The organism is Bacillus sanguinis (genome assembly GCF_018332475.1).
GTDB lineage: Bacteria > Bacillota > Bacilli > Bacillales > Bacillaceae_G > Bacillus_A > Bacillus_A sanguinis.
Window position 1 is genome coordinate 1 of the sequence record NZ_BOQB01000386.1, and the last position, 2,473, is coordinate 2,473.

Genomic DNA, 2,473 nt, shown 5'->3' on the forward strand with positions numbered 1-2,473 from the left:
AATAATAATTGGGGGATATTAGATTCAGTAAAGTTAACAATTGTTGAGAAACTTTTTTGTAGCATTCACTCAAAAGGAAGAGATAGAAACAAAGAGAATAACGTGTGTTAAGGAAGAAGGGGGACTAGTAATCTCTTAAGAATAGGGACAGGATCTTGTTTAAGTACAAAGATTATTTAGTATTAAGAGAGAAGATAAAAAATATTACAACGAGCACCTTCTTTCAAAAAAAAGTGGGGGGAGTAACATGCGATTGATGAGAAGATGTGTTGCCTTACTAATTGTATTTTTTATCATGGTTCCAATGATTAGCACAAATGTGCGAGCAGACGTTGTAAAAGAGCTTAAAACAGGCTTTCCAGATCAAGAAGTCTTTACACCTGGAGAATGGTTTTTAGGTCAAAAACCTGCTAATTATGATGAAAGTAAGCCTCCAATTCTCTTTGTGCAAGGAAGGAATGGGAATGCTGATAGTTGGTATGGAAAGACAGTGTATCACGATATAAATGATATGTATGACTATGCTTTGAAAGCAGGCTATCAAACAGTATTTATACAATTATATGATGCTGCTGGGAAAGGGTCAGCTAGTCAGTGGGATAACGGAAAATTGTTAGCACAAAAATTAGAAGAAATATATAATCATTTCGGTAAAAAAGTTAATATTGTAGCACATAGTAAAGGTGGTATCGATACACAAGCTGCATTAGTAGGATATGGGGCAAATCAATTTGTCGGAAATGTTATTACACTTGCGACGCCACATCATGGATCAAACTTAGCGGATTTATCATATAGTTGGTGGGCAGGATGGCTTGCTTCTATATTAGGTCAAAAAGATGATGGTACGTATTCATTACAAATGGGCGAAATGGCAAAATTTCGTTCAACGATTGATAATAATCCAGCAGCTAAATTAAACCGTTATTATACAGTTACTGGGACTAGCTGGGGACCAGTATTTTCTGCGTTATCTATGGGCGGGTTCTATTTGTCATCATACGGTTCAAATGATGGATTAGTAAATGAGTGGAGTGCTAAGTTGCCGTATGGAACTCATTTATTCACAGATTCTAGATTTGATCATGATAATATACGAAAAGGATCTGCTGTTTTCTCACGAATTGAACCATATTTACGTACAGCAAATGTACCAGTTCCAGCTGTAGTAGCATCCAGCACTAGTTCAAATGAAAATATAGAACAATTAAATACAACTTCAAATCAAAACATATTAGGAGGAGAATTGCCACAAAATCAGTGGATAGAGCAAACCGTTACAGTTGATAAAAAGGCAGAAGGAATCGTTTCTATATTAACAGCGTCTTCTGATGTAGAAGTACAAATGATATCTCCAAACGGAAAAATGTATACAAATAAGGATAGCGTTATAACTACTGGTGAAGGTGAATCTTTCTTTGGTGGTGCGACAATTAGAACATTTAAATTTGATAAAATGGATGTAGGAGAATGGAAAGTTAAAATGATGGCGAAGCAGTCGAAAGATGCATATTTAGTTGTAAGCGATTACAAGAGTGGCGCGCCATTTGTTCTTCAAATGCCTACAAAAGTTAAAGCGAATAAATCTGAGTATAAACTGAAAAAATCACCTGTAGCACCTGAAATGAAAGGGAATCTATCTATAACGGTAAGAGTCGTGAATAAAGAAGGGAAGTTAGTCTCTGAATATAATGAATTACAAAATGTTAATAACAATACATTTACGGGTGCTTTGAAGGACATAAAGCAACCAGGGGTATACAACATTACAATGGATATAAAAGGGATGAATAAAGAAGGACAACCATATAATCGTACAATCGTTAAGTCGGTTTATGTGGAGAAGTAAGAAGTTTTAATATAAAAAGAACCGAACTTTTGCAGTAGAAGAGTTCGGTTCTTTTTCATGTTTACTAGATTAACAGAAAAGCATTATTCAATAAAAAAGATGCTGAAATAGCATCTAAATGTGAAGATGATTATTAACTTAGTTTAATAACTGTTAATTCAACTGCATTGATACCATTATCACAAGTTGCAATACTTTGACGATTAAAACCACTATTATTTTTTAGTTGAAGAGTTGAATTAGCGGTAACTGTTACGATAGTTTCGCCTGTTAGTTGAAGGCATTCGTTATTTGATGAAGTATTCATTTGAAAAGCAAAGTCACCTTGACTATTAGCAAGTGGATTGTCATTTAGAAATATAGTCATGACTGGAATATGCGGAAACACAGGATTTACAGTAGTGTTAATCGTTGAAATGAAAGAAACTCTATAATCACCAGCTTGATTAAATTGTATAGTAGTAGGATTTAGTAAGAAAACTCCTCCTGCTATAGGGCCAACGTGATTAAACGGAAAAGGATCTCCAAAAGGGACAGTTATAAACTCTGTTTGCCAAAAAGTGCCGTATGCCGGACAGCTTTTTTTATGTGAATGGTCGCATGAACATTTTTTATATGAACTAG

Annotated in this window: 2 protein-coding genes; one reads left to right on the plus strand and one right to left on the minus strand. The window is 34.6% G+C overall.

Features of this window, described 5'->3' with window-relative positions; all coding sequences use genetic code 11:
* The first annotated feature begins 247 nt into the window (after window positions 1–247).
* The gene (locus tag KI369_RS26575; RefSeq protein ID WP_212958496.1) at window positions 248–1,849 is read left to right on the plus strand and encodes an esterase/lipase family protein; all 1,602 of its coding nucleotides are present in this window, start codon (window positions 248–250) and stop codon (window positions 1,847–1,849) included.
* A gap of 133 nt (window positions 1,850–1,982) precedes the next feature.
* On the opposite strand, the gene KI369_RS26580 is transcribed toward KI369_RS26575, so the two are convergent.
* On the minus strand, window positions 1,983–2,473 hold a 491-nt coding region (locus KI369_RS26580; RefSeq protein ID WP_212958498.1), incomplete at its 5' end, for a BclA C-terminal domain-containing protein.

Bases quoted from the DNA above. Each gene is read 5' to 3' on its own strand.
- KI369_RS26575 (WP_212958496.1), top strand. From the start codon at position 248: ATGCGATTGATGAGAAGATGTGTTGCCTTACTAATTGTATTTTTTATC.